The organism is Citrobacter sp. Cu231 (assembly GCF_030332265.1).
Taxonomy (GTDB): domain Bacteria; phylum Pseudomonadota; class Gammaproteobacteria; order Enterobacterales; family Enterobacteriaceae; genus Citrobacter; species Citrobacter meridianamericanus.
Window position 1 is genome coordinate 1 of the sequence record NZ_JAOWIE010000039.1, and the last position, 20,741, is coordinate 20,741.

Below are 20,741 nucleotides of genomic sequence, written 5' to 3' on the forward strand. Positions count from 1 at the left end.
GCTTGTAATCCGTTGTTCCGTGTCAGTGGAGGCGCATTATAGGGAGTTATTTCAGGCTGACAAGGGGAAATTTAAAATAATTTTCCGAGTGATTATTTTTTATACTTTACGTTTATTTTGACACCGTTTTGTGGGTTAACTGAGCGATTTCCCGCGCGAAACCCGCAACCTGTTCCCAATCGGTATACACCACTTCTTTATTCGCATCCGTTTCACCGCCTGACATCTTCATTATCAGTTGGATCATAACGCGGTCATACCAGCGATAACGGGGATACCGCAAAGCACCGGCAATAACTGCGCTACGATCTGGCCGCCACGGCGAACTCATCAGGAACTTGCGCGCATAGCTGTTAGTTTGAGGCGTACGTTTTTCCGGTTTACGGGCAACCAGGTTAACGGAGTAGAACGCACTCGGCATCGCATTCAATCGCGTGGCATGCTTTTTCACAAATTCCTGGAAAGCAGCATGGTAATGACCATAGCGAATCGAGGCGCCAATCACCACGCTGTCATAATTTTGCCAGTCGGGCTCCGCGGTACGATGCAAATTAAGCACATCCGCCCAAACACCCAGCTCTTTGAGCTCAGAAGCCAGATACTCGGCGATTTCGCGCGTTTGTCCGTCCCGGGAAGAAAAAAGAATCAGTGTTTTCACGTGTTACTCCATTATTCACGCCAGAAGGTAGGTGTAAAAAGTACCAGCAGAGTAAAGACCTCCAGACGACCAAACAGCATATTGGCAATCAGGATCCACTTCGCTACGGGGTTCATACTGGCAAAGTTGTCGGCAACAACCCCCAGCCCGGGCCCCAGGTTATTCAGCGTCGCGACCACAGAGGCAAACGCAGAGAAGTCATCTACGCCGGTCGCAATAATCGCCAGCATACTGATAATAAAGACCAGCGCATAAGCAGAGAAGAATCCCCATACGGCTTCAAGAATTCGCTCCGGCAACGCACGATTCCCCAGCTTGATACTGTAAACCGCATTCGGGTGTACCAGTCGTTTCAATTCACGGTTACCCTGTTTAAACAGCAGCAGGATACGAATCACCTTCAAGCCACCGCCCGTCGACCCGGCACACCCGCCGATAAACGCAGAACACAGCAACAGCACCGGTAGGAACAGCGGCCAGCGGGCAATACTATCTGTAGTAAATCCGGCAGTCGTCGCCATCGACACTACCTGGAAAAAAGCCTGGTTGATGGTCGTGAGCGCCGACCCATAGGTATTATGTATCCACAACACCAGCGTACAGACAACCACCAGCGTCAACTGTACGCCGATGAACATACGGAATTCCGGATCGCGCCAGTAGACCTTCAGACTACGCCCGCTTAATAAAGAGAAGTGCAGACCATAGTTACAGCCGGAGATCAGCAAGAAGATAGCAATAATCGTATTAATCGTGGGACTGTCGAAATATCCCACGCTGGCATCGTGTGTGGAAAAGCCGCCGATAGCAATTGTGGCAAAGCTGTGCCCAATGGCATCAAACGCGGGCATCCCGGCAAACCATAGCGCCAGCGCGCAGGCCACCGTCAGTAATACATAGATAAGCCACAGCGTTTTTGCTGTTTCGGCAATACGCGGGCGCATTTTATTATCTTTCAGCGGTCCGGGCATTTCTGCCCTATAGAGCTGCATGCCACCCACGCCAAGAATAGGCAGGATAGCCACTGCCAGCACGATGATCCCCATCCCGCCGAACCATTGCAGCATCTGGCGATAAAAGAGAATCGCGTGTGGCAATGAATCAAGCCCCACCAGCGTCGTCGCACCTGTGGTAGTTAATCCGGAAAAGGATTCAAAAAAAGCGTCGGTTATCGTGAGGTTAGGACTTTCCGAAAAAATGAATGGCAACGCACCCACGCTCCCCAGCACGGTCCAAAATAAAACAACAATCAGAAATCCTTCGCGCGATTTCAGCTCGCCCTTCTCTTTACGGTTTGGCCACCACAGCATAGAGCCAATAGCCAGAGCAACGAAGAAAGTTTGGGTAAATGCACGCCCAGCCCCATCGCGATAAATGAGCGCTACCAGTCCGGGGATAATCATTGTCCCCGAGAATAAGATGACCAGTAGTCCAACGATTCGGGTGATGGCGCGAAAATGCATCTCTGCCGCTTCCTTAGTTCTTTAAAATGAGGTGGGGATTATTCTTCAATCGCTAACAATTGCAATGAACCACGACTAAAATCCGCCAGTTTTGCCGAAAATCCATCCACTTTGGCATAAGGAAGCGCCACCCTGAGCCGAACAAAAGCCTGGTAATCACTGGCAATGACTTTACCGTCAAACTGCCCCAACAAAGCTTCAATACCTGCCAACTGACCGTACTCACACTGCAAAGTATATTCGGTTAATGGCGTCTTGCGCTGTGTCGTTAACTGCCGCAGCGCCTGATTCACACCACCACCATAGGCTTTTACCAGTCCCCCCGTACCCAGAAGGATACCGCCGTAGTAGCGCACCACCACCGCGGTAATCTCACCGACGCCGCTCCCCATCAGCTGTGCGAGCATCGGTTTGCCTGCCGTACCCGCCGGTTCGCCATCATCGGAAAATCCCAGCTGTTGCGAGTCATTGGGCGCACCCGCCACCCACGCCATACAATGATGACGGGCATCCGGGTGTTCCGCTTTAACTGACTCAACAAACGCTTTTGCCGCTTCTACACCGTCCGTATGGGCGATCAGCGTAATGAAGCGGCTTTTTTTGATCTCTTCAACGACGCTTACCGGCGCCGCAGGGATTAACCAACTGTCCATTACGCCAGTTTTAAATCCCGGGTCATGTTTTCGATATTGTTTTCGTGGACCACCACGTTGTCCTCAATACGAATACCGCCGAACGGTTTCAGGGCTTCGATTTTCTGCCAATTGAAGTGTTTGCTGAACTGCCCTTCACGCCACGGTGCCAGCAGCGATTCAATAAAATAGATGCCCGGTTCGATCGTCAAAACCATGCCCGGTTGCAAAACGCGGGTGCAACGCAGATAAGGATACTTCGACGGCGCAGCCAGGTGGGTACCGCTGTCATCCTGCATAAAGCCAGCAACATCATGTACCTGCAGGCCCAGCGGGTGACCAATACCGTGCGGCATAAACGGCCCGGTAAGATCGTTTTCAACCATCGCTTCTTCACTCATATCGGTGATAATTTGATGCTTACGTAGCAGTTTCGCGATGCGCTGATGGAACTGAATGTGGTAGTCCACATAGCTGGCGCCCGCTTTCATCGTGGCAATCAACGCCAGTTGCTCGTCATTCACATCCTTCACCAGATGCGCATAGTCGTTGTCGCTTTTCGCCGACCAGGTGCGCGTCAGGTCTGCCGCATAGCCGTTATATTCCGCACCTGCGTCCAGCAGGAAGCTACGGATTTCAGACGGAGCCTGATGATCCAGCTTGGTATAGTGTAAAACCGAAGCATGCTCGTTAAGCGCCACGATATTGCTGTACGGCACGTCGGTGTCGCGATGACCGGTAGCCGTCAGGTAAGCGAGGTTAATGTCAAACTCGCTCATTCCGGAACGGAACGCTTCTTCCGCGGCACGGTGTCCATTCACCGCCATTTTCTGCGCTTCGCGCATACAGGCCAGTTCGTAATCCGTTTTATAAGCACGGTAATAATGCAGGTAGTCGATCACCCCTTTCGGGTTGATGTTACTGGCCGCGATGTCCAGTTGCAGCGCGCGTTCCGGAACGGGACCGATGTAACCGATATTGCCGCGAGCAGCAGGCAGTTGGCTACCAATACCATCCGCTTTTGGCAGCGCGATGATCTCGATCTCTTCCGTCCAGAAGGAGGTCGGCAGCGGCTCAACGTTGTGCCAGTAATCAACCGGCAGGTAGAACCACAGCTTTGGCTTATTCACACCATCCACCAACAACCAGCAGTTAGGAACCTGCGTTACAGGCACCCAGGCTTTGAACTGCGGATTGACCTTAAACGGATATGGATGATCGTCGAGAAAGACGTTAATTAGCTCACCTGAATGAATAAGTAACGCATCCAGCTTATAGCGTTCCAGCGCGTTGCGCGTCCGTTCTTGTAGGGTAACGATATGATTTTTATAGAGTGCGGCCAGTGATTCCATTTTCTATCCTTCTGTTTTTTTGACCTCAAGTCTCCGCATCTTAGCACATCGCCTTGTGAGTGCGTGATTTCTACCGAGCGTGATCAAATCGTCATTTCTTTAATCATTCATTTGCATTTTTTTAACACAAAATACACACTTCGATTCATCTGGTATGACCAGATCACCTTGCGGATTCAGGAGACTGACATGCTTTACAAAGGCGACACCCTGTACCTCGACTGGCTGGAAGATGGCATCGCCGAACTGGTGTTCGATGCCCCTGGTTCGGTCAATAAACTCGACACGGCCACCGTTGCCAGCCTGGGCCATGCGCTTGACGTGCTGGAAAATCAACCGAATTTAAAAGGGCTGCTGCTGCGTTCTAACAAAGCAGCCTTTATTGTTGGTGCCGATATCACCGAATTCCTTTCACTGTTCCTCGTGCCTGCAGAGCAGTTGAGCCAGTGGCTGCATTTTGCTAACAGCGTCTTTAACCGCCTCGAAGATCTGCCTGTTCCGACCCTCTCAGCGGTAAACGGCTACGCACTGGGCGGCGGTTGCGAGTGTGTCCTGGCAACCGATTATCGCCTGGCAACACCAGACCTGCGCATCGGCCTGCCGGAAACTAAGTTGGGTATCATGCCGGGCTTTGGCGGCTCCGCACGTATGCCACGTATGCTGGGCGCAGACAGCGCTCTGGAAATTATTGCTGCGGGTAAAGATGTTGGCGCTGAGCAGGCGCTGAAAATCGGCCTGGTCGATGGCGTAGTGAAGCAAGACAAACTGCTTGATGGCGCGATTGCGGTATTACGACAGGCAATTAATGGCGATCTCGACTGGAAAGCCAAACGTCAGCCGAAGCTTGAGCCGTTGAAGCTCAGCAAAATTGAAGCGGCCATGAGCTTTACCATCGCTAAAGGTATGGTGGCGCAGACGGCAGGTAAGCACTATCCCGCACCGATTACCGCAGTGAAAACCATTGAAGCAGCGGCCCGTTTTGGTCGTGAAGAAGCGCTGAATCTGGAAAATAAAAGCTTTGTGCCACTGGCGCACACCAGTGAAGCTCGCGCGCTGGTTGGGATCTTCCTGAACGATCAGTTCGTGAAAGCCAAAGCCAAAAAACTCACCAAAAATATTGATGCGCCAAAGCAAGCGGCAGTGCTGGGCGCAGGTATTATGGGCGGCGGCATCGCGTACCAGTCAGCCTGGAAAGGCGTGCCGGTTGTGATGAAAGATATCAATGACAAATCATTAACGCTCGGTATGACCGAAGCAGCCAAGCTACTGAACAAACAGCTTGAACGCGGCAAAATTGACGGTCTGAAAATGGCGGGCGTAATTTCCACCATTCATCCTACCCTCGACTACAGCGGTTTCGAACGTGTGGATGTGGTAGTTGAAGCGGTCGTGGAAAATCCGAAAGTGAAAAAAGCGGTGCTGGCGGAGACTGAAGACAAAGTTCGCCCGGATACGGTACTGGCTTCGAATACCTCCACCATCCCAATCAACGAACTGGCCAGCGCGCTCAAGCGCCCGGAAAACTTCTGTGGGATGCACTTCTTTAACCCAGTACACCGCATGCCACTGGTTGAGATCATTCGCGGCGAGAAAAGCTCGGATGAAACCATCGCCAAAGTTGTCGCATGGGCAAGCCAGATGGGCAAAACGCCAATTGTGGTCAACGACTGCCCCGGTTTCTTCGTGAACCGCGTGCTGTTCCCGTATTTTGCCGGTTTCAGCCAGCTGCTGCGCGACGGAGCGGATTTCCGCAAAGTCGACAAAATCATGGAAAAACAGTTTGGCTGGCCAATGGGTCCGGCTTACCTGCTGGACGTGGTGGGTATTGATACTGCACATCACGCGCAGGCGGTAATGTCTGCAGGTTTCCCACAACGGATGCAGAAAGATTATCGCGACGCGATAGACGCCCTGTTTGATGCTAACCGTTTCGGGCAGAAAAACGGTCTTGGATTCTGGCGCTATAAAGAAGACAACAAAGGCAAGCCGAAGAAAGAAGAAGATGCCACCGTTGATGGTTTGCTGGCAGATATCAGCCAGCCTAAACGCGACTTCAGTGATGAAGAGATTATCGCCCGCATGATGATCCCAATGGTCAACGAAGTGGTGCGTTGTCTGGAAGAAGGCATTATCGCCAGTCCGGCAGAAGCCGATATGGCACTGGTGTATGGCCTGGGCTTCCCTCCGTTCCACGGCGGCGCGTTCCGCTGGCTGGATACGCTCGGCAGCGCGAAGTATCTCGATATGGCCCAGCAATATCAGCACCTCGGAGCGCTGTATGAAGTTCCGGCTGGTCTGCGTGATAAGGCGCGCCATAACGAACCGTATTATCCCCAGGTTGAGCCTGCCCGCCCGGTTGGCAGCCTGAAAACGGCTTAAGGAGTCACAATGGAACAGGTTGTAATTGTTGATGCGATCCGTACCCCGATGGGCCGTTCAAAAGGGGGGGCGTTTCGTAACGTGCGGGCAGAAGATCTCTCCGCACATTTAATGCGTAGCCTGCTGGCTCGTAATCCGGCACTGGATCCAACCGCGCTGGATGACATTTACTGGGGCTGTGTGCAGCAAACGCTGGAGCAGGGTTTCAACATCGCCCGTAACGCCTCGCTGCTGGCGGAAATCCCGCACTCCGTTCCGGCGGTCACCGTGAACCGCCTGTGCGGTTCATCAATGCAGGCGCTGCACGACGCGGCACGTATGATCATGACCGGCGATGCACAGGCGTGCCTGATTGGTGGCGTGGAGCATATGGGCCATGTACCAATGAGCCACGGCGTTGATTTTCACCCAGGCATGAGCCGCAACGTAGCAAAAGCTGCGGGGATGATGGGCCTGACCGCAGAAATGCTTTCGCGCATGCACGGCATCAGTCGTGAAATGCAGGACGCCTTCGCCGCACGTTCACACGCCCGCGCCTGGGCCGCCACACAGTCCGGCGCCTTTAAGAATGAAATCATCCCAACCGGTGGTCATGACGCAGACGGCGTGCTGAAGCAGTTTAACTACGATGAGGTTATTCGCCCGGAGACAACCGTTGAAGCGCTGTCCACCCTGCGTCCGGCGTTCGATCCGGTGAGCGGAACGGTCACTGCGGGTACCTCCTCCGCGCTCTCCGACGGCGCAGCGGCAATGCTGGTGATGAGCGAAAGCCGCGCCCGTGAGCTGGGTCTGACGCCGCGTGCCCGTATTCGTTCGATGGCTGTTGTCGGCTGCGACCCCTCAATCATGGGTTACGGTCCGGTTCCGGCCTCAAAACTGGCGCTGAAAAAAGCGGGACTCTCCACCAGCGACATCGGCTTGTTTGAAATGAACGAAGCCTTTGCCGCCCAGATCCTGCCGTGTATTAAAGATCTGGGGCTGATGGAGCAGATAGACGAGAAGATCAACCTCAACGGCGGCGCAATCGCCCTGGGCCACCCACTGGGATGTTCCGGTGCGCGTATTAGCACCACCCTGCTCAACCTGATGGAACGCAAAGACGTGCAGTTTGGTCTGGCGACGATGTGTATCGGGTTAGGGCAGGGCATCGCAACGGTATTTGAGCGAGTTTAATCAAAGATAAATTCCCCTAAATAATTCGCGCTGCATCGCGGCGGCAACTGAGCGAATCCCCGGGAACATAGATAACTATGTGACCGGGGTGAGAAAAGGCAGCCAACAAAGAAGCAGTGTGAATTATGACGGGGAAAGGTTTAGTTGCCGTTCTTCCCGCCTGTCAGGGGCGGGTTTTTTATTACTAAATGAATGCAAAAGCATCGCCAAACAGACGGTCTTCACGCGCACTGCGTTCATTGCAGAACAGATCGCGCGCGATTTTGGCCATCTCAAAACGACCAGCAATGTAGATATCGTGTTCCGCCAGAGTACCGTAATCCTGCAATACTGCCGTTAACACGGTGCCCGTACGACCACGCCAGCCGTCTTCAGGCTGTTCCACCACCGGCTCAACGCGCAGGTTCGGGTGATTAACTGACAACGCTTCCAGCTCAGAGAGATCGTAGAGATGTTTCTCTTCGCGCCCACCCCAGTAAATGGTGATATCGCGGTTGGGATTACGCGCCAGCGCGGTGAGCAGAATGGAACGCACGTAAGAAAACCCCGTGCCGCCTGCGATCAGGATCAACGGGCGCTCGTCTTCATCACGCAGCCAGGCTTCGCCATGCGGAATATCGACCTTGATCTCCCGGTCTTTCAGAATGCGGTCCATCACGGCCATGGCATAAAGATTTAGCTCAGAAGCGCCAACGTGCAGCTCAATGAATCCTTTCTCGTCCGGCGTTGATGCCATGGAGAACGGACGCTTATCCCTTTCGTCCATCACGACCATTAAATACTGGCCAGCACGAAAGGAAAACGCCGCGTCAGGCACTAAACGAACGCGATATACGGTGTCAGTGATAGCTTCTACCGAGGTCACTTTACAGCTTAAGGTTGTCATGCGCTCTCTCTGTCGGATCAATAGGCAAAATGATCGCGCCTCAGGCGCTTTTGCCGTCATTAAAGATGGCCAGTTCATCCCAAATAGCGTCAATACGCGCAGTCACTTCAGGATCTTTTTTAATCGGACGTCCCCATTCACGTTGGGTTTCGCCCGGCCATTTATTTGTGGCATCCAGCCCCATTTTTGAACCAAGGCCGGAAACCGGCGAGGCAAAGTCCAGGTAATCAATTGGCGTATTCTCTACCAGTACCGTATCCCGGGCAGGGTCCATACGGGTAGTAATTGCCCAAATCACATCATTCCAGTCACGTGCGTTGACGTCATCATCGCAGACAATAACAAATTTGGTGTACATAAACTGGCGCAAAAACGACCAAACACCCATCATGACGCGTTTAGCATGGCCAGCGTACTGTTTTTTCATCGTCACCACTGCCAGACGGTATGAACAGCCTTCCGGAGGCAGGTAAAAATCGACGATTTCCGGGAACTGCTTTTGCAGAATAGGAACAAATACTTCGTTCAACGCCACGCCGAGCACTGCTGGCTCATCAGGCGGACGTCCGGTATAGGTAGAGTGATAAATAGCATCTTCACGCTGGGTAACATGCGTCACGGTAAAGACCGGGAAGCTATCTACTTCGTTGTAATACCCGGTATGATCGCCATACGGCCCTTCCGGGGCCAACTCACCCGGCTCGATATACCCTTCGAGCACAATTTCAGCGCTGGCGGGTACTTCCAAATCGTTGGAAATACATTTGACCACTTCGGTCTTGGTACCACGTAACAGCCCGGCAAATGCATACTCGGATAATGTATCTGGGACGGGCGTGACGGCCCCCAGAATGGTCGCAGGGTCTGCACCCAGCGCAACTGAAACCGGGAAGCGCTCACCAGGATGCGCCGCGCACCATTCCTGATAATCGAGCGCTCCGCCGCGGTGGGACAGCCAGCGCATAATGAGCTTGTTTTTGCCAATCAACTGCTGGCGATAGATACCCAGATTCTGCCGCTCTTTATGCGGGCCGCGCGTTACGGTTAGCCCCCAGGTAATCAGCGGCGCCGCATCTTCCGGCCAGCAGGTCATAATCGGAATACGATTTAAATCAACGTCATCGCCGGAGAAGACCTTTTGCTGACAAGGCGCACCGCGCAACCGCTTAGTCGGCATGTTCAGCACCTGCTTAAACTGCGGCAGCTTATCAAACAGGTCGCGGAATCCTTTCGGTGGCTCTGGCTCTTTCAAAAACGCCAACAGTTTACCGACTTCCCGTAATGCCGAGACATCTTCTTGCCCCATACCCATCGCAACACGCTTCGGTGTGCCAAACAGGTTACACAACACCGGCATTGAATAGCCTTTAGGATTCTCAAACAGTAACGCAGGCCCACCGGCACGCAGGGTGCGGTCGGCAATTTCAGTGATTTCCAGGTGGGGATCCACCTCAAGCGAAATGCGTTTGAGCTCGCCCTGCTGTTCAAGCAGCGTCAGGAAGTCGCGTAAATCGTGATATTTCATGGCGTCCATTGTGGCCTCTTCGTAAGCGCTTCATTATACGGCGTTCATCATTGTGATGCTGTATTTTTGTTAAATTAGCGTGAACTCTGGCGATGCATTTAAGCTCTGGGAGTATATACCCATTGGGTTTCAGCCTGCTTTGAGACAGGTATAATTAACTTAACTCATGGCTTTTGCTATGCTGGCGCTCAGAACAAGCGGATAAGAGTTATTATGCAAGCCTGGTATTTACTGTACTGCAAACGTGGGCAACTTCAGCGAGCCCAGGAACACCTGGAAAGGCAGGCGGTGAACTGCCTGACGCCTATGATCACCCTGGAAAAAATGGTGCGCGGTAAACGTGCCACGGTCAGTGAACCGCTATTCCCTAATTACATGTTTGTCGAGTTCGACCCAGAAGTGATCCACACCACTACCATCAACGCCACGCGTGGTGTCAGTCATTTCGTACGCTTCGGCGCAACGCCAGCGACCGTCCCTTCTCCCGTTATTCACCAGCTTTCCATCTACAAGCCTGAAGGTATTGTTGATCCTCAGACCCCTCAGCCTGGGGACAGTGTGATTATCACTGAAGGGGCGTTTGAGGGGTTAAAGGCGATTTTCACCGAGCCGGATGGCGAAGCGCGCTCCATGCTGCTGCTTAACCTGCTGAATAAAGAGATTAAGCAGAGCGTGAAAAATACTGGCTTTCGAAAAATATAAGCCATTAGAAGGCCACTTCGAACAGCGTTCTGACGTTAGCATCAATGGTTGCTGACAACCATTGAGGATCTTCTCCGCGCCAGTGTGCAATACGCTCAAGAATATGTGGCAGGTGCGCCGGTTCATTGCGCCGTGAGGCTGGTTTCGGCATTAAGTCGCGAGGAAGTAGATAAGGCGCATCGGTTTCTATCAGCAGTCTTTCCACCGGGATAAACGGCAGCAGCTCCCGTAGTTCCATTCCCCGGCGCTCATCACAGACCCATCCGGTAATACCGATATAAAGTCCTCGGTCCACGCAGTCCTGCATCTCCTGACGCGAGCCGGTGAAACAGTGCAGCACTGCGCCGGGGAGGCTATCCAGCCACGGCTCCAGTAATGTCAGAAAACGCGCATGCGCATCCCGACAATGCATGAAAATCGGCATCTGCAGTTCAGCGGCAATGCGAAGCTGTGCCTCAAACGCACGCTCCTGCTCTTGCGGGGTGGAGAAATTACGATTGAAATCCAGGCCGCATTCACCAATAGCAACCACCTTCGACTGGTTTGCCAGCGCGATAATCTCGTCTTCCGTTGAGGATTGCCATTGACTGCTGTTATGGGGATGCACGCCAGCCGTGGACCAGCAATGCGGATAATGTTGCGCCAGCTTTAACGCTTGCTGACTTTCGTGCAGGTTTGTTCCGGTCAGAAGCATACCGTTTACGCCCGCAGCAAAGGCGCGCGCCACGACCTCATCCCGGTCTTTCGCAAATTGTGAACTGGTTAAATTAACGCCAATATCAAACATGCTTCCTCCCATATGACAACCGCCCTGACGGGCGGTTGAATTTATTCTTCAGTTTTCTCAGTGGCTTCGGCTTCTTTTGCTTCTTCAGCCTCGTTGTCCTCATCTCGCGTACGTCGCTTACCGACATAGAAACGGGAGAAGAAAACACCCACCTCGAACAGGCAGTACATCGGTATCGCCAACAGCGTTTGCGAGAAAACATCCGGCGGGGTCAGTAACATCCCGACGACAAATGCCCCAACTACAACGTAAGGACGTTTCTTGCGTAAATCGTCAGGCGTCGTAATGCCCATCCAGCATAGCAGGACGATGGCAACCGGAACCTCAAAAGAGACACCGAAAGCCATAAACAGCGCCATGACGAAGCTGAGATAGCTGGCAATGTCCGTCGATACCTGTACACCTTGCGGAGCCGTGTTGGCCAGAAAACCAAACGCCAACGGGAAGACGACAAAGTAGGCGAATGCCATGCCGATATAAAACAATAACGAACTGGAAACCAGCAGTGGCACCACCAGGCGACGTTCATGTTTATACAAAGCTGGCGCAATGAATGCCCACACCTGGTAGAGGATCACTGGCGCTGACAGGATCAGCGACACCATGAAGGTCAACTTGATCGGGGTAAAGAACGGCGAGGCCACATCAGTGGCAATCATCGTTGCGCCCTGCGGCATCTGTTTAATCAGCGGCGCTGCAACCATATGGTAAATGTCGTTGGCAAAATAAACCAACGCCAGAAAGATCACGATTACCGCAATAATGCAGTTCAGGAGTCGCTTACGCAGCTCAATAAGATGCGTGATGAGCGGTTGGGTATCTTCTACAGACATGTTTACGGTTTATCACTCGACGAGGGTGAGGATTCGACAACAGGTGCGGCAGCTTTCTTTTCTGCATCCATCAACGTGGCGGAAGCGTTTTCCGTCGGCTCTGGCGTTGTAGCACCCGTGGATTCCGGTTTTTGCTCCGGCGAACTGGCCTGGTTTTCAGCGGCGGCAGGGGTGACCCCTTCTCGCTGCGCTTCACCTTCTTTCACCACCGGATTGTGGATAGTGTGCGCTTCATCGCTCGCTTTCTCAGGATCGTGCACGCTGTATGAACGCTTCATCGATTCTGCCGCTTCACGCAGCTCATCCATTGAGGCTTTCAGCTCCGGGGTCAGATTTGTCAGGCTCGCTTTCTCTACTTTCTTCAGGCTGTCCTGAAACTCCTGAAGCTTAAGCTCCTGGGTCAGTTCATTCTGAACAGTAGTTGCCAGGGAACGTAAAGCACGCACCCAGCCAGCAACCGTTTTTACCGCTACGGGTAATCGTTGCGGCCCCAGAACGATGAGGCCGATCACGAACACCAATAACAGTTCGCTAAAACCGATATCAAACACGGATTATACCTGCTCTTTATCTTGGCTTTTGGCGTCTTCCTTTTTCACTTCGCCCTGCTTATCGGTGATGGATTTAGCTGTAAAATCAGCGTCCTGGCTGGTTTTATCTTGCTTAGGCTCATCATCACCCATCGCTTTTTTGAAGCCTTTAATCGATGCGCCAAGATCGGAACCGATGGAGCCGAGTTTCTTGGTGCCAAATAGCAGTACAACGATGACGGCAATGATCAACAACTGCCAAATACTGATACCACCCATACATGTTCCTCTGTCATAGATGATGAATTAATAAGGCCGTAGTATACGTTACACGGCCTGCCTTGGGCGATGAAAAATTCAGCGCATTTTGCGCCAGCCGATTAACCAGGCCAGGACACCGCCTGCCATCAACCAGCCCGGCATAAGCCCCCACTCAGGACGGCTTACCAGCAGGAATGTTCCACTTAGCAACAATGTTGCGCCAATGCCCAATAAATAACGGGATTGTCCCTGACGTACATGATTCGCGTGAAGCTCGCGGGCAATCTTATCAACACTGTGCTGTAAATATTTGCCCTGGCGCAAACTGTCATACACCAGTTCAGGTATTTCTGGCATTTTTTCGACCCAGAACGGTGCTTTTTCTTTAAATGCCCTGACAAGTGCCGGAATACCGACCTGATCTTTGATCCAGGATTCGAGGAATGGCTTAGCCGTTTTCCATAAATCTAGCTGCGGATAGAGCTGTCGTCCGACACCTTCAACATACAGCAGCGTCTTCTGAAGCAATACCAGTTGAGGCTGAACTTCCATGTTGAATCGGCGCGCAGTGTTGAACAGATTCAACAGCACATGACCAAAGGAAATTTCCGCCAACGGCTTTTCAAAAATCGGCTCACACACGGTACGAATGGCAAATTCGAACTCTTCAACGTTGGTATCCGGCGGAACCCAGCCAGAATCCACGTGCAGTTCAGCAACTTTGCGGTAGTCACGGTTAAAGAACGCGATGAAGTTTTCAGCCAGGTAGCGCTTATCTTCTTTGTTTAAAGAACCCACTATCCCACAATCAATACCAATGTATTTCGGGTTTTCAGGGTGCTCATAACTTACGAAAATATTCCCAGGGTGCATGTCCGCATGGAAAAAGCTGTCACGGAAAACCTGAGTAAAGAAGACCTGAACACCGCGTTCAGCCAGCAACTTCATATTGGTGCCGTTCTTCTCAAGCGTGGCGACATCTGAAACGGGAATACCGTAAATGCGCTCCATCACCATCATGTTCTGACTGCAATAGTCGGAGTACACTTCCGGGATGTACAACATCGGGCTGTCTTCAAAATTACGTCGCAGCTGAATCGCGTTCGCTGACTCGCGCAGCAAATTCAGTTCATCAATCAACGTCTTTTCATATTCACGGACCACTTCTGTTGGCCGCAGGCGACGACCATCAGGCAGCAGGCGAGGAACCCAACGAGCAAGGCGATAGATCAGTTTTAAATCCGCTTTGATTACCGGCAGGATGTCCGGGCGAATAACTTTGATCACCACCTCTTTGCCATTCGATTTCAGCCGTGCGGTGTGAACCTGAGCAATAGATGCAGATGCCAGCGGCGTGATCTCAAAATCATCAAACCATTCTTCGACGGGCAGTCCGCCCATCGCTTCTTCGATTTGTTCTTTCGCGCGTTGCCCATCGAATGGCGCAACCCGATCCTGCAGTAGCGCTAGCTGATCGGCGATGTGAGGAGGGAAAAGATCACGACGGGTTGAGAGCATTTGCCCAAACTTGATCCACACCGGGCCAAGTTCCTGTAAAGCCAGTCTCAGCCTTTCTCCCAGTGGTTTATCTTTGTGTCGGTTGGGCATCCAGAACAGCGAGTAACGCCACAGCCGGAGCGGCAGCGTGATACGCATTTTAGGGATGAGTTCATCAAGGCCATAACTTAAAAAAGTGCGAATGATGAAATAAAGGCGCCGTACTTCACCTGGCGTCATTTGGCCTCCAGTTTTTCCAGCCGTGTTGCCAGAGATTCGACCGCGCGCTCAACGGCTGCCGTTTCTTCTGCAAACCATGCAACCTCAAGCGGACCAGGAGCCATGCGCCACTCTTCGGTGAGCGCTTCAGCAACATAGCGCTGCTGGCGTTGAATGTTGCGGCACAGGAACTTCGTTCCACCACGCAACACTTTGCTAACCCCTTCCGCGACGATATCGCCAGTATAGGGCGCTAACAGTTCAGCGGGATCAAACTCCGCCAGATCGGCCAACGCAACAAAGTTCTGTACGACCTGAATATCGCCCTGGACTTCCAGCTCACCGCTGCGAATAAGCGTGGTGAGTTGCTGCCGATCGCGTAGTTTCGGTAACACGCTGGCATGTGTGATTACGGTGCAATCGGCTTCGCCTTCCCATGCCCCCAGCACATCGACCTGGCGCTCACTGAACACCAGAACTAATGGTGTTGAAAATCCTTTGTGATCAACACGTAGCACTTTTCCCTGTAAACGCGTTCTGGCTGACTTGAGCGCAGGGGAACGGTACAGAAAGGTGTTGAGCAGATTTTCAACGCCTGCGGTCACTAAGGGTTTTAAAGGCATCCCCAATCTCCTGTCAGAACTTGTAACCACGATGCAGCGCAACGACACCTGCCGTCAGGTTGTAGTAATCAACGCTTTCGAACCCGGCATCTTGCATCATTGCTTTTAAGGTGTCCTGATCGGGATGCATGCGGATTGACTCCGCCAAATAGCGATAACTGTCTGCATCGCTTGCTACCATTGAGCCAATACGCGGTAGAACGTGGAAAGAGTACGCGTCGTAGGCTTTGCTCAGCGGTTCGATAATCGGCTTAGAGAACTCCAGCACCAGTAGACGCCCGCCCGGCTTCAACACGCGATACATTGAGCGTAATGCTTTGTCTTTATCCGTCACGTTGCGCAGACCGAAAGAGATGGTGATGCAGTCAAACGTGTTGTCAGGGAAAGGTAATGCTTCCGCATTCGCCTGAACGTACTCAACGTTCCCCACTACACCGATATTGCGCAGCTTTTCACGACCCATTTTGAGCATCGAGTCATTGATATCCGCCAGCACAACTTTGCCGGTTTCGCCTACCATGCGAGAGAATTTCGCCGTCAGATCGCCGGTACCGCCAGCCAAATCGAGAACGGTTTGTCCGCGACGCACGCCACTGCAGTCAATGGTGAAGCGCTTCCACAAACGATGAATGCCGAATGACATTAAGTCATTCATAACGTCATATTTAGAGGCCACAGAATGAAAAACGTGGGCCACCATGTCAGCTTTCTGCTCTTTAGCGACGGTCTGAAAGCCAAAGTGCGTCGTTTCTTGTGAATTATCCACCATCTCAGTGCCTGCTCATTCAAAAAATGTTCGAGAAGTGTAACAGATTGGGCCAATTTGCCCTACCCTTCTGCCGGGTTCAACTACCCCAAATGGACTAGCTTGATTGCTGATTTACCGCTTCATCATCGGAGTAAGGCTCATCTTGTTGCGTTTCAGGGACCGAGCGCAAGCGGTACTCTTCATCCTGCGTAGTGGCTTGTTCAGCCAGCTCAGGATTAATCTCGCGCTTAATTTCCACTCCTAAACTGCGAAACGCTTCGGCCTGCGACAGGACGTTTCCACGGCCTGAAGAGAGTTTTTTCATCGCCTGTCGGTAGTTGTCCTGGGCTTTATCCAGGCTTTGACCAATTGCCGACATATCATCCACAAACAACCGCATCTTGTCATAAAGTTTGCTGGCCCGATCGGCAATTTGTTGCGCATTACGGCTCTGATGCTCGTAGCGCCACAGATTGGCAATCGTACGCAATGCCACCAACAGCGTGGTGGGACTGACCAGCATAATGTTATTTCTAAGCGCTTCGGTAATCAGTTCGGGCTGCCTGTCGAGCGCCAGTAAAAAAGCTGGCTCAACGGGGATAAACATCAGCACATAGTCAAGCGTACGTAATCCAGGAAGCTGCTGATAGTCTTTGCGGCCCAACAGACGAATGTGGTTTCGCACCGAGGCGATGTGCTCCTGTAGCGCGCTCTCGCGGGTGGATTCATCTTCAGCGTTAAAATAGCGTTCATAGGCGACCAGCGTCATTTTCGCATCAATCACCACATCTTTGCCCTGCGGTAATCGAACAATAACATCTGGCTGCATCCGTGAACGGGCGTCGTTTTCGATGCTGACCTGGGTTTCGTATTCATAGCCTTCGCGCAGACCGGAAGCCTCAAGCACCCGCGTGAGTACGACCTCGCCCCAGTTCCCCTGCGTTTTGTTATCACCTTTTAATGCCCGCGTCAGGTTTACCGCTTCCTGTGCCATCTGCGCATTCAGTTGTTGGAGATTACGAATTTCGTGCGCCAGAGTATGGCGTTCCTGCGCCTCTTTGCCAAAGCTGTCCTGAACCTGGCGTCGAAAACCGTCCAGTTGTTCGCGAAGCGGTGCCAGCAGGCTGTTCAGGCTTTGGCGATTTTGCTCATCTACGCGGCGATTGCTGTGCTCGAAAATACGGTTCGCCAGATTTTCAAACTGCTCGCTCAGGCGCTGTTCGCTGTTGATCATCTGACGGATCTTATCTTCCGCATGCTGTTGCGTTGCTTCCAGCCGGGTAGTGACTTCACGGAGATCGGCTTCCAGAGAGGTGTTGATACTGTGCAGGCTGCGCAATTCGTTATTAAGCAGTTCGCACTCATCACGCCAGTGGGCTTCCTGTGAGAGTTGTTGCCGGGCGGCGCTTAGCGCGATATCCAGTTCACGTCGTTCTTCGATGAGATCGGCACGGATCCTGTCGGCGTGCGCTTTTGTTGCCAGCCACCCGACCAGCAGTCCTGCGGCTAATGCCAGCACGGCACTCATCACAATTGAAATATCCACAACGCCCCCCTTACAGCTACGACTTACCGGCACAAAATAGAATTGTGCTGTATAAACGTCCAGTTTAAAAGGAATTTCCTGCGAGGCACTACGCAAAATAAAAAGGCCGAACGCGTCGGCCTTTTTGAATAGACGGGAGAATTACAGTAAACGACGCGCAGCTTCCACCACGATTTTCACCGCGTGGCTTTCTGTTTGTTTCATCGTTTCCGCATTAGGGATCTCTTGCTGAGTACGGTTCACGATAACACCCGCAACCATACCGGCACGCAGACCCTGGCTAGCGCACATGGTCAGCAGCGTGGCGGATTCCATTTCGTAGTTCATGACGCCCATAGACTGCCACTCTTCCATAGAGCCTTTAAAACGGCTCACTACGCGACCAGAGAAGGTGTCATAACGCTCCTGGCCCGGGTAGAAGGTATCAGAAGACGCAGTAACGCCAATGTGGGTGGTGGCGCCGATTGATTTCGCCGCTTCCACCAGCGCGGTGGTGCACTCGAAGTCCGCAACAGCCGGGAACTCCATGGGCGCGAAGTGCAGGCTTGCTCCATCCAGACGGACAGAAGCCGTGGTGACCAGGACATCACCCACGTTGATATGTGGCTGGATAGCGCCAGTCGTACCGATACGCAGGAAGGTACGAATGCCCAGCTGTGCCAGTTCTTCTACGGCAATAGAGGTTGACGGGCCACCGATACCGGTAGAGCAAACGATCACGGCTTTACCATCCAGCTCAGCACGCCAGGTAGTGAACTCGCGATGAGATGCCAGCTTAACCGGCTTATCCATCAGCGCGGCGATCTTTTCCACACGCTCCGGGTCGCCAGGGACGATAGCAAGCGTAGCCCCTTGTAAATCGCTCTTAGTGAGGCCGAGATGAAAAACATCAGACTTAGACATAAAAACTCCTCTGTGAATCGGTTTTGTCAGAAGAAGCAAAAACACACTTTACCGAAGGCATGAACATATTTTCGTGACAGTCATCACTATGATGTAAATCAATTGCATTCAATTACCATCAAATAGTGACTTGAATCACATAAACGATGCGATGTAAGGAACCCCTGCACAAAAGATAGCCCGTTTAAGGCAATGTGGTTCGTTGCATGTGTCTATAGTTAACAATGCGCTTTTTGGCTGAATATTTAAGGGTACGGAGAATACCATGACAACACGACAATCTGGCTTTGCACCTGCTGTATCTCCACCAACGTCTACCACGGTTCACACTCCAGATAACGCAATTATCGCCGGAGTAACATCCATACCTTCACAAGGCGATGATATGCCAGCGTATCACGCACGACCAAAGCAAACCGATGGCCCGCTGCCCGTGGTTATTGTCGTGCAGGAGATTTTTGGCATTCATGAACACATTCGTGACGTTTGCCGCCGTCTGGCTCTGGAAGGGTATCTGGCTATCGCTCCAGAGCTCTATTTTCGCGAAGGCGATCCCAATGACTTTGCCGACATTCCCACGCTGCTCAGCGGCCTTGTCGCCAAAGTACCTGACTCTCAGGTACTGGCCGATTTGGATCACGTCGCCAGCTGGGCCTCCCGCAACGGAGGTGATGCGCATCAACTGATGATTACCGGATTCTGCTGGGGCGGGCGCATTACCTGGCTGTATGCCGCACATAATCCACAGTTAAAAGCGGCGGTGGCGTGGTACGGCAAACTGGTGGGCGATAAAACCCTCAACTCGCCGAAACATCCCGTTGATATCGCGACCGATCTTAACGCTCCCGTTCTGGGGCTTTATGGCGGCCAGGACACCAGTATTCCACAAGATACCGTTGAAACAATGCGTCAGGCGCTACGCGCCGCCAATGCTAAAGCGGAAATCGTGGTCTATCCCGATGCCGGACATGCGTTTAACGCCGATTATCGCCCGAGCTATCACGAAGAGTCCGCTAAGGATGGCTGGCAGAGAATGCTGGAGTGGTTTACCCAGTACAGCAGTAAAAAATAAGGACAACCCTGGCTTCGGCCAGGGTATCCCTCAGAAAAAATAAGTGTATTGCGTCACATTCTTGCGACAATTTTTTTAATTATACAGTCTCGCTGCATCAATTTTTTTGCTGTTAAAGAAGGCGCTATGATCGCCTTCACATTTGACGTACTCCTCCCCCATCAAATGCAAAATTTTCGTTGCTTAGCGCCAAACTATTTTTCTGTTTAACATCGCTATTCTCCTGAATACTCAGTAACAGACCCAGCGAATTGCTTATTCTGTGAACAGGAGATTGATCATGACGCAACAGACTTTCCAGGCCCAACCTTTTGCTCTGCCTTTTGATCCGCATACCACCGCACTGGTGATGATCGATATGCAACGTGACTTTGTTGAGGCAGGTGGTTTTGGTGAAGCATTAGGTAACGATGTCTCGTTGGTTCGAAGCGCAATTGAGCCATGTAAAAAGGTATTAGCGGCTGCGCGCGATAAAGGCTTACTTGTGATTCATACTCGCGAAGGGCACCGCGCCGATCTTAGCGATTGCCCGGCGGCGAAACTCACCCGCGGCGGTAAAACTTTCATTGGCGAAACAGGCCCTATGGGACGCATTTTGGTTCGGGGCGAAGCCGGTCACGACATTATCCCTGAACTGTACCCGGTCTCGGGTGAACCGGTTATCGACAAACCAGGTAAAGGTGCGTTCTACCAGACTGATTTACATCTGATTTTACAAAATCACGGGATCAAAACGTTAATTGTCTGCGGCGTCACGACTGAAGTATGCGTGACGACGACGGTACGAGAAGCCAACGATCGGGGCTATGAATGCATCATTCCTGAAGATTGTGTGGGTTCCTACTTTCCAGAGTTCCAGAAATATGCGCTGGAGATGATCAAAGCCCAGGGCGCGATTTTTGGTTGGGTCAGTCACGCTGATGCCATTATCGCAGGGTTGAAAGGCTAACGT

Annotated in this window: 20 protein-coding genes; 5 read left to right on the forward strand and 15 right to left on the reverse strand. The window is 52.2% G+C overall.

Annotated elements, in window-relative coordinates; all coding sequences use genetic code 11:
* Positions 1 to 112 precede the first annotated feature (112 nt).
* From hemG to pepQ, 4 genes are read right to left on the reverse strand one after another with little or no spacing between them, the layout of a single operon-like run.
* A complete protein-coding gene (hemG, locus tag OGY15_RS13955; RefSeq protein WP_210905524.1) occupies positions 113 to 658 on the reverse strand; it encodes a menaquinone-dependent protoporphyrinogen IX dehydrogenase in 546 nt (181 codons plus the stop codon).
* Between the two features lie 11 nt (positions 659 to 669).
* Positions 670 to 2,121: a Trk system potassium transporter TrkH gene (gene trkH, locus OGY15_RS13960; RefSeq protein ID WP_151220027.1), complete on the reverse strand. Its 1,452-nt coding sequence runs from the start codon at positions 2,119 to 2,121 to the stop codon at positions 670 to 672.
* Between the two features lie 38 nt (positions 2,122 to 2,159).
* A complete protein-coding gene (locus OGY15_RS13965) occupies positions 2,160 to 2,774 on the reverse strand; it encodes an IMPACT family protein (RefSeq protein ID WP_151220028.1) in 615 nt (204 codons plus the stop codon).
* On the reverse strand, positions 2,774 to 4,105 hold the full coding sequence (gene pepQ / locus OGY15_RS13970) for a Xaa-Pro dipeptidase (RefSeq protein WP_286539678.1): 1,332 nt from the start codon (positions 4,103 to 4,105) through the stop codon (positions 2,774 to 2,776). The genes OGY15_RS13965 and pepQ overlap by 1 nt, the downstream gene beginning before the upstream one ends.
* Before the next feature lie 189 nt (positions 4,106 to 4,294).
* On the opposite strand from pepQ, the gene fadB reads away from it, so the two are divergent.
* Both fadB and fadA read left to right on the forward strand, forming a co-directional pair.
* The gene (fadB, locus tag OGY15_RS13975) at positions 4,295 to 6,484 is read left to right on the forward strand and encodes a fatty acid oxidation complex subunit alpha FadB (protein ID WP_286539680.1); all 2,190 of its coding nucleotides are present in this window, start codon (positions 4,295 to 4,297) and stop codon (positions 6,482 to 6,484) included.
* 9 nt (positions 6,485 to 6,493) lie between these two features.
* The gene (gene fadA / locus OGY15_RS13980) at positions 6,494 to 7,657 is read left to right on the forward strand and encodes an acetyl-CoA C-acyltransferase FadA (protein WP_151220031.1); all 1,164 of its coding nucleotides are present in this window, start codon (positions 6,494 to 6,496) and stop codon (positions 7,655 to 7,657) included.
* Between the two features lie 184 nt (positions 7,658 to 7,841).
* Here fadA and fre read toward each other — a convergent pair whose 3' ends face one another.
* Positions 7,842 to 8,543 carry an NAD(P)H-flavin reductase gene (gene fre, locus OGY15_RS13985; protein ID WP_151225768.1) on the reverse strand — a complete coding sequence of 234 codons (702 nt, stop codon included), beginning with the start codon at positions 8,541 to 8,543 and terminating at the stop codon, positions 7,842 to 7,844.
* Positions 8,544 to 8,583: 40 nt separating this feature from the next.
* Positions 8,584 to 10,077, reverse strand: a complete 1,494-nt coding sequence (gene ubiD, locus OGY15_RS13990; RefSeq protein ID WP_187254155.1) for a 4-hydroxy-3-polyprenylbenzoate decarboxylase — start codon at positions 10,075 to 10,077, stop codon at positions 8,584 to 8,586.
* Positions 10,078 to 10,281: 204 nt separating this feature from the next.
* Between ubiD and rfaH the strand changes: the two genes are divergently transcribed.
* Positions 10,282 to 10,770, forward strand: coding sequence for a transcription/translation regulatory transformer protein RfaH (gene rfaH, locus OGY15_RS13995; protein ID WP_151220032.1), 489 nt, complete (start codon positions 10,282 to 10,284; stop codon positions 10,768 to 10,770).
* Between the two features lie 4 nt (positions 10,771 to 10,774).
* Here the strand turns inward: rfaH and tatD are convergent, their stop codons facing one another.
* The 9 genes from tatD to udp all read right to left on the reverse strand — a co-directional run bounded on the left by tatD (position 10,775) and on the right by udp (position 18,717).
* Positions 10,775 to 11,557, reverse strand: coding sequence for a 3'-5' ssDNA/RNA exonuclease TatD (gene tatD, locus OGY15_RS14000; protein WP_151220033.1), 783 nt, complete (start codon positions 11,555 to 11,557; stop codon positions 10,775 to 10,777).
* A gap of 41 nt (positions 11,558 to 11,598) precedes the next feature.
* On the reverse strand, positions 11,599 to 12,390 hold the full coding sequence (tatC, locus tag OGY15_RS14005; protein ID WP_003017884.1) for a Sec-independent protein translocase subunit TatC: 792 nt from the start codon (positions 12,388 to 12,390) through the stop codon (positions 11,599 to 11,601).
* Positions 12,391 to 12,392: 2 nt separating this feature from the next.
* A complete protein-coding gene (gene tatB / locus OGY15_RS14010) occupies positions 12,393 to 12,941 on the reverse strand; it encodes a Sec-independent protein translocase protein TatB (protein ID WP_151220034.1) in 549 nt (182 codons plus the stop codon).
* A gap of 3 nt (positions 12,942 to 12,944) precedes the next feature.
* Complete coding sequence (gene tatA, locus OGY15_RS14015; RefSeq protein ID WP_003017888.1) at positions 12,945 to 13,199, reverse strand: Sec-independent protein translocase subunit TatA; 255 nt, start codon at positions 13,197 to 13,199, stop codon at positions 12,945 to 12,947.
* A gap of 78 nt (positions 13,200 to 13,277) precedes the next feature.
* Complete coding sequence (gene ubiB / locus OGY15_RS14020) at positions 13,278 to 14,918, reverse strand: ubiquinone biosynthesis regulatory protein kinase UbiB (RefSeq protein WP_151220035.1); 1,641 nt, start codon at positions 14,916 to 14,918, stop codon at positions 13,278 to 13,280.
* Positions 14,915 to 15,520, reverse strand: a complete 606-nt coding sequence (gene ubiJ / locus OGY15_RS14025) for a ubiquinone biosynthesis protein UbiJ (RefSeq protein ID WP_286539691.1) — start codon at positions 15,518 to 15,520, stop codon at positions 14,915 to 14,917. The genes ubiB and ubiJ overlap by 4 nt, the downstream gene beginning before the upstream one ends.
* Before the next feature lie 13 nt (positions 15,521 to 15,533).
* Positions 15,534 to 16,289 carry a bifunctional demethylmenaquinone methyltransferase/2-methoxy-6-polyprenyl-1,4-benzoquinol methylase UbiE gene (gene ubiE, locus OGY15_RS14030; RefSeq protein ID WP_003017897.1) on the reverse strand — a complete coding sequence of 252 codons (756 nt, stop codon included), beginning with the start codon at positions 16,287 to 16,289 and terminating at the stop codon, positions 15,534 to 15,536.
* A 94-nt stretch (positions 16,290 to 16,383) separates the two neighbouring features.
* Entirely contained in the window at positions 16,384 to 17,796 is a 1,413-nt protein-coding gene (rmuC, locus tag OGY15_RS14035) for a DNA recombination protein RmuC (RefSeq protein ID WP_502872301.1), read from the reverse strand.
* Positions 17,797 to 17,955: 159 nt separating this feature from the next.
* Complete coding sequence (gene udp, locus OGY15_RS14040; RefSeq protein ID WP_057064426.1) at positions 17,956 to 18,717, reverse strand: uridine phosphorylase; 762 nt, start codon at positions 18,715 to 18,717, stop codon at positions 17,956 to 17,958.
* Positions 18,718 to 18,982: 265 nt separating this feature from the next.
* Between udp and OGY15_RS14045 the strand changes: the two genes are divergently transcribed.
* Positions 18,983 to 19,789, forward strand: a complete 807-nt coding sequence (locus OGY15_RS14045) for a dienelactone hydrolase family protein (RefSeq protein WP_286539694.1) — start codon at positions 18,983 to 18,985, stop codon at positions 19,787 to 19,789.
* 280 nt (positions 19,790 to 20,069) lie between these two features.
* Positions 20,070 to 20,738 (forward strand): cysteine hydrolase family protein, encoded by a 669-nt coding sequence (locus tag OGY15_RS14050; protein WP_151216371.1) that lies wholly within the window; start codon positions 20,070 to 20,072, stop codon positions 20,736 to 20,738.
* The last annotated feature ends 3 nt before the right edge of the window (positions 20,739 to 20,741 follow it).

Coding starts and splice junctions, on each gene's coding strand:
- rfaH (WP_151220032.1), top strand. CDS start 10,282: ATGCAAGCCTGGTATTTACTGTACTGCAAACGTGGGCAACTTCAGCGA.
- udp (WP_057064426.1), bottom strand. CDS start 18,717: ATGTCTAAGTCTGATGTTTTTCATCTCGGCCTCACTAAGAGCGATTTA.
- ubiJ (WP_286539691.1), bottom strand. CDS start 15,520: ATGCCTTTAAAACCCTTAGTGACCGCAGGCGTTGAAAATCTGCTCAAC.
- fadA (WP_151220031.1), top strand. CDS start 6,494: ATGGAACAGGTTGTAATTGTTGATGCGATCCGTACCCCGATGGGCCGT.
- fadB (WP_286539680.1), top strand. CDS start 4,295: ATGCTTTACAAAGGCGACACCCTGTACCTCGACTGGCTGGAAGATGGC.
- tatA (WP_003017888.1), bottom strand. CDS start 13,199: ATGGGTGGTATCAGTATTTGGCAGTTGTTGATCATTGCCGTCATCGTT.
- fre (WP_151225768.1), bottom strand. CDS start 8,543: ATGACAACCTTAAGCTGTAAAGTGACCTCGGTAGAAGCTATCACTGAC.
- OGY15_RS14045 (WP_286539694.1), top strand. CDS start 18,983: ATGACAACACGACAATCTGGCTTTGCACCTGCTGTATCTCCACCAACG.
- ubiB (WP_151220035.1), bottom strand. CDS start 14,918: ATGACGCCAGGTGAAGTACGGCGCCTTTATTTCATCATTCGCACTTTT.
- rmuC (WP_502872301.1), bottom strand. CDS start 17,796: ATGAGTGCCGTGCTGGCATTAGCCGCAGGACTGCTGGTCGGGTGGCTG.
- OGY15_RS13965 (WP_151220028.1), bottom strand. CDS start 2,774: ATGGACAGTTGGTTAATCCCTGCGGCGCCGGTAAGCGTCGTTGAAGAG.
- ubiE (WP_003017897.1), bottom strand. CDS start 16,289: ATGGTGGATAATTCACAAGAAACGACGCACTTTGGCTTTCAGACCGTC.
- ubiD (WP_187254155.1), bottom strand. CDS start 10,077: ATGGACGCCATGAAATATCACGATTTACGCGACTTCCTGACGCTGCTT.
- pepQ (WP_286539678.1), bottom strand. CDS start 4,105: ATGGAATCACTGGCCGCACTCTATAAAAATCATATCGTTACCCTACAA.
- trkH (WP_151220027.1), bottom strand. CDS start 2,121: ATGCATTTTCGCGCCATCACCCGAATCGTTGGACTACTGGTCATCTTA.
- tatD (WP_151220033.1), bottom strand. CDS start 11,557: ATGTTTGATATTGGCGTTAATTTAACCAGTTCACAATTTGCGAAAGAC.
- tatC (WP_003017884.1), bottom strand. CDS start 12,390: ATGTCTGTAGAAGATACCCAACCGCTCATCACGCATCTTATTGAGCTG.
- OGY15_RS14050 (WP_151216371.1), top strand. CDS start 20,070: ATGACGCAACAGACTTTCCAGGCCCAACCTTTTGCTCTGCCTTTTGAT.